Annotated in this window: 5 protein-coding genes; all 5 read left to right on the top strand. The window is 35.3% G+C overall.

Translation table 11 applies throughout. From position 1 onward, the window contains the following. Positions 1 to 194: 194 nt before the first annotated feature. The 5 genes from argC to B0A58_RS12190 all read left to right on the top strand — a co-directional run bounded on the left by argC (position 195) and on the right by B0A58_RS12190 (position 5,617). Positions 195 to 1,172, top strand: coding sequence for an N-acetyl-gamma-glutamyl-phosphate reductase (argC, locus tag B0A58_RS12210; protein WP_089081289.1), 978 nt, complete (start codon positions 195 to 197; stop codon positions 1,170 to 1,172). Between the two features lie 123 nt (positions 1,173 to 1,295). After that, complete coding sequence (locus tag B0A58_RS12205) at positions 1,296 to 2,426, top strand: aspartate aminotransferase family protein (protein WP_089081288.1); 1,131 nt, start codon at positions 1,296 to 1,298, stop codon at positions 2,424 to 2,426. Between the two features lie 99 nt (positions 2,427 to 2,525). Further along, complete coding sequence (locus B0A58_RS12200) at positions 2,526 to 3,722, top strand: glutamate-5-semialdehyde dehydrogenase (RefSeq protein ID WP_089081287.1); 1,197 nt, start codon at positions 2,526 to 2,528, stop codon at positions 3,720 to 3,722. A gap of 140 nt (positions 3,723 to 3,862) precedes the next feature. After that, positions 3,863 to 4,624, top strand: coding sequence for a glutamate 5-kinase (proB, locus tag B0A58_RS12195; protein ID WP_014084561.1), 762 nt, complete (start codon positions 3,863 to 3,865; stop codon positions 4,622 to 4,624). 42 nt (positions 4,625 to 4,666) lie between these two features. Beyond that, positions 4,667 to 5,617 (top strand): N-acetylornithine carbamoyltransferase, encoded by a 951-nt coding sequence (locus B0A58_RS12190; protein ID WP_089081286.1) that lies wholly within the window; start codon positions 4,667 to 4,669, stop codon positions 5,615 to 5,617. Positions 5,618 to 5,645: the final 28 nt, after the last annotated feature.

Below are 5,645 nucleotides of genomic sequence, written 5' to 3'. Positions count from 1 at the left end.
TGGTTGATGGTTGATGGTTAAAAGTTAGAGGTTAAAATTATAATTTAAATTTTTTAAATTTTTAAATTTTTCAATCTTTAAATTTTTTCAATCTTTCAATCTTTCAATCTTTCAATCTTTCAATTTTTCAATCTTTCAATCTTTAAATTTTTAAATCTTTTCAATCTTTAAATTTTTTTAATAAAAATATAATTATGATAAATGTAGGAATAATAGGTGGTTCTGGATATACGGCAGGGGAGCTTATCCGTATTTTGATGTTTCATCCACAGGCTACAATCGATTTTGTTTATAGCACTACAAATGCCGGCAAGTCTTTGTCTGTGGCCCATCAAGATGTATTGGGCGATATTGAAATGAATTTCACAAATCAAATCAATCCAAATGTAAATGTCGTTTTTTTATGTTTAGGTCATGGCAAATCAAAGGCTTTTCTGGAAGCTCATACTTTTGCAAATCATACTAAAATTATCGATTTGGGAAATGATTTTCGTTTGGCTGCTGATGCCATTTTCCAAGAAAAACAATTTGTATATGGGTTGCCCGAATTGAATAGAAAACAGATAAAAGAAGCTCATTATATAGCAAATCCAGGATGTTTTGCTACGGCAATTCAGTTGGCATTGTTGCCTTTGGCACAAAAACATTTGTTGCAAGCCGATGTACATATCAATGCTACAACAGGAAGCACGGGTGCTGGTGTAAGCCCGTCAGACACTACCCATTTTAGTTGGAGGGCCAATAACATGTCGCATTACAAAGCATTTACTCACCAACATTTGGGCGAAATCAAACAAAGTTTGAAACAATTTCAACAACATTTTAATAAAGAATTGTTATTTATACCCAATAGAGGCGACTTTGCACGAGGTATATTTGCAACTTTATATACAAAATCAGACAAAACTATAACGGAATTATATGAAATTTATTCCGACTATTATCAAAGTGAACCTTTTGTAACGGTTACACAAACAGACATTAATTTAAAACAAGTAGTACAAACCAACAAGTGTATCATAAGTATAAAAAAACACGGCGATTATGTACTATTAACGTCTATTATTGATAATTTAAGCAAAGGTGCATCTGGTCAGGCCATAGAAAACATGAATTTGATGTTTGGATTAGAGGAAACCATGGGGCTAAAATTAAAACCAAGCGGGTTTTAAAAGAGCTGCTTTTTGAAAGCATGCTATTTGAACTTTACTTACATTATAATTTAAAAATCACGAGCAAACAAACCTTACAAACTGAAGAAAAAAATTAAAAAAATAATACAAAATTAAAAATAAATGAACTTATTTGATGTTTATCCATTATACCCTATAACCCCCGTAAAAGCGAAGGATTTTACAATTTATGACGAAAATGGCACAGCTTATCTCGATTTTTATGGGGGGCATGGTGTCATTTCTATTGGTCATGGTCAAGACGATTATGTAGCCATGCTCAAAAACCAATTGGATCAAATTGGTTTTTATTCCAATGCCATTCAAAATCCATTGCAAGTAGCATTGGCAGCCAAGTTAGGGCAACTATCGGGTTACGATAATTACAGTCTTTTCTTATGTAGCTCTGGTGCCGAAGCCAATGAAAATGCTTTAAAATTAGCCTCATTTCACAATGGCAAAAAAAGAGTTATTGCTTTCAAAAATTCATTTCACGGTCGCACATCGGCGGCAGTAGCAGCAACAGACAATCCGAAAATTGTAGCTCCAATAAATGCCCAACAAATAGTAACTATTTTACCCCTAAATGACATCGAATTGCTAGGTACCGAATTGGAAAAAGGCGATGTTTGTGCTGTAATAATTGAAGGAATTCAAGGAGTTGGAGGTTTAGACGAGGGAACAACTGCTTTTTTTAAAGATTTGGAAAAATTATGTAACCAACACAATTGTGCTTTGATTATTGACGAAGTACAATCAGGATATGGTAGAAGTGGACAGTTTTTTGCCCATCAACATCATGGTGTTTTGGCCGATATTATTCCAATTGCAAAAGGTATGGGCAATGGTTTTCCTATTGGAGGTATATTAATTTCTCCCAAATTCAAAGCAAGTTATGGACTATTGGGTACCACTTTTGGGGGTAGTCATTTGGCCTGTGCTGCCGGAATTGCTGTATTGGACGTTATAGAAAAACATGATTTAATGGACAATGTAAATAACATATCTGCATATTTTGTTGAAGCCCTCAAACAAATTCCTGAAGTAAAAAAAATAAAAGGCAAAGGATTGATGTTGGGTGCCGAATTTGATTTTGATGTAAGCGAATTACGTAAAAAATTAATATTAGAAAAACATATTTTTACAGGAAATGCCAATAACAAAAATTTATTACGAATTCTACCGCCTTTAACCATCACCAAAGAAGCCGTAGATACTTTTATCATTGCCTTGAAAGAAGTTTTAGAAATGTAATTTTAAATGGTTGGTGGTTGATGGTTGGTGGTTGATGGTTGATGGTTGATGGTTGGTGGTTGGTGGTTGGTTGTTAATTGATATTAAATAATTAAAAAAATGAATAAAATATTACCTATTGAAGATCGAAATGCTGTTTTAGCTACCATGTCGATTTTGTTAGAAAGGGATAGAGCGGAATTGAAGTGGATCAATCAACAAGACTTGGATCAATATTTAGGTGGTGATTTGGCCATGGAAAAACGGTTATTGGTAAACGATGCTAAAATAGACGGTATGATTTTGTCATTGAAACAATTAGCTGTTCAAGAAGACCCCGTGGGAGTAGAGCAATTTCATTTTGTGCACGAAAATGGTTTGCAAATTAGCAACAAAACGGCCGCATTTGGAACGGTTTTGATCATTTATGAATCCAGACCCGATGTAACGGTCGAAGCAGGTGGTATTGCTTTCAAATCGGGTAATAAAATTTTGCTCAAAGGCGGAAAAGAATCCTTACAATCCAATATGAAAATTGTAGCCCTTTGGCACGAAGCCCTTCAAACTCATGGTATAGACAAGCAATGGGTTCGATATTTGAACATGAATAGAGCAGCAACGCAAGCTTTTTTGGAAAAACCAACTGAAAAAATTGATTTAATAGTTCCTAGAGGTGGCGAAAATTTAATAGCCTTTACAAAAAAACATGCCACTTGCCCCGTAATTGTAAGCGGTAGAGGCAATAATTTTATATATATTTCACAATTTGCCGATTTAGATAAGGCCCTTTCTATCATTATCAATGGTAAAACCTCTAACATTTCTGTTTGCAATGCTTTGGATAAAGTACTGATAAACAGAAACATACCCGAGTTAATAGATTTTGTGCAGCAATTGGTTTTGTCTTTACAATCATTTGATGTCCAAATTTTTGGCGATGCTGATTGTGTAAATCTTGCAAATGTGTATCCAATTGAAGAGGAAAACATTTGGTATGAAGAGTTTTTGGATTATAAAATAGCTATCGGATTGGTAGATGACCTCGACGAAGCCATTTCAAAAATCAATCAATATTGTGGTGGACATTCGGCCAGCATTGTTACAAAAAATACAGCCGAAGCCACAACATTTATGGCCGCAATAGATTGTGCAGCTGTTTATCATAATGCTTCGACACGATTTACAGATGGTGGTCAGTTTGGATTGGGAGGCGAATTGGCCATCAGTACCGATAAATTACACCAACGTGGCCCAATTGGGTTACAACATTTGGTTACTAATAAATGGTATGTTTATGGCAACGGTCAAATTAGGTAATGTACTCATTTTTAATTTATTGACATTTGAAATGGATATTCATTTAATGATGCTCAAAAGTTTTCAATAATCAATACAGGGTTTAAAGCATTTTTTTAATCAAATCGCTTTGTAAACCAAATTTCAACAACACAACAACAATGTCTAAAAAAAGAATTTTATTAAAAATTGGTAGCAACACGCTTACCAAAGAAAGCAACCATATATCGAGAGGTAAAATCGAGGATATTGGCGTTCAAATTGCCGCTTTGCAAAACGATTTTGAATTTATAATTGTAAGTTCGGGGGCCATTGCTGCAGCCAAACAATTTGTAAAGCTAGACAACAACGACAAAGATGTTTTTGTAAAACAAGCTTTAGCCTCTATTGGGCAGCCTCATTTGATGCGAATTTATCATGAAAATTTCAGCGATTTAGGACTACATATTTCTCAATGTTTACTTTCTTATTCTGATTTTGAAAAAAAACAATCTAAAACCAACATCGTCAATACGATAAATGTTTTGGTACAAAATAATTATATTCCAATTATAAACGAAAATGACACCGTTGCCACAGACGAAATCAAGTTTGGCGACAACGACAAGTTGGCCGCCCTAACTGCCGTTTTGTTGCAAGCCGATTTATTGATCATAGCCACCAATACCAATGGAATTTACACTAAAAAATCCATAAACCACTCCATACCCGAAACCATCAAAATTGTTACAGATTTAAGCCTCCTGCAACAAGAGGTAGGCGACAGCAAATCGACTCATGGCACGGGCGGGATGCAATCGAAAATTGATGCCACAGCCATTGCAAAAGCAGCCCATATCGAAACATGGATTGTTAACGGATTGGAAGATAATTTTATCATAAAAGCTTTAAATAATGAAATTAATTTTACAAAAATAATATAAAACAGTTTTCCTAAAATAATTTAAAAATAAAACACAACTCCCATGAATTTCACAACTATACAACAAATAAACAACCTCGAGCAATGGGTAAAAGAGGCACTAAAAATTAAGAAAAACCCACTTAAAAATAAAAAATTAGGCAAAAATAAAACCCTCGGAATGTTGTTTTTCAACCCGAGTTTACGAACCCGATTGAGCACTCAAAAGGCGGCACTCAATTTGGGTATGAATGTTATTGTAATGAATTTTAATAACGAAGGATGGACACTCGAGTTTGAAGACGGAGCCATCATGAACCAAGGTGCTTCGGAACACATCAAGGAAGCGGCCGAAGTCGTATCGCAATATTGTGATATTATTGCCATTAGAGCATTTGCAGGATTGGTGGACAAAGAAAAAGACCAAGCCGAAACTGTTATGTCGGGGTTTTTAAAATATGCCACCGTACCCATTGTCAATATGGAAAGTGCTACTGGACACCCGCTTCAATCCCTTGCAGATGCCATTACAATGGCTGAACACAAAACCAAACACAAACCAAAAGTAGTCCTCTCATGGGCACCTCATCCAAAAGCATTGCCACAAGCCGTGCCCAATTCGTTTGTAGAAATGATGCTGCTTCAAGAGGCTGATTTTGTCATTACACACCCCGAAGGCTACGAACTAGACCCATCCATTACCAAAAATGCAACCATAGAATACAACCAAAACAAAGCCTTTGAAAATGCCGATTTTATTTATGCAAAAAACTGGAGCAATTTTACCGACTATGGTAAAATTACAAATTCAGATCCCAGCTGGACCATCAATGCCGAAAAAATGAAACTTACCAATAATGCCAAATTCATGCACTGTCTGCCCGTTCGCCGAAATGTAATTGTAGCCGACGAAGTCCTCGACAGCAACAATGCCATCGTTATCGAACAAGCCAACAACCGCACCTTTGCCGCCCAATTGGTATTACAAAAAATATTAAAGGAAGTTAGAGGTTAGATTAGAAGAAAGAAATTAGAGGTTAGAA

The organism is Flavobacterium branchiophilum NBRC 15030 = ATCC 35035, from assembly GCF_002217205.1.
GTDB classification, from domain to species: Bacteria; Bacteroidota; Bacteroidia; order Flavobacteriales; family Flavobacteriaceae; genus Flavobacterium; species Flavobacterium branchiophilum.
The sequence above is the reverse complement of the archived record's forward strand: the minus strand, read 5'-3'. Positions and strand labels throughout refer to the sequence as shown.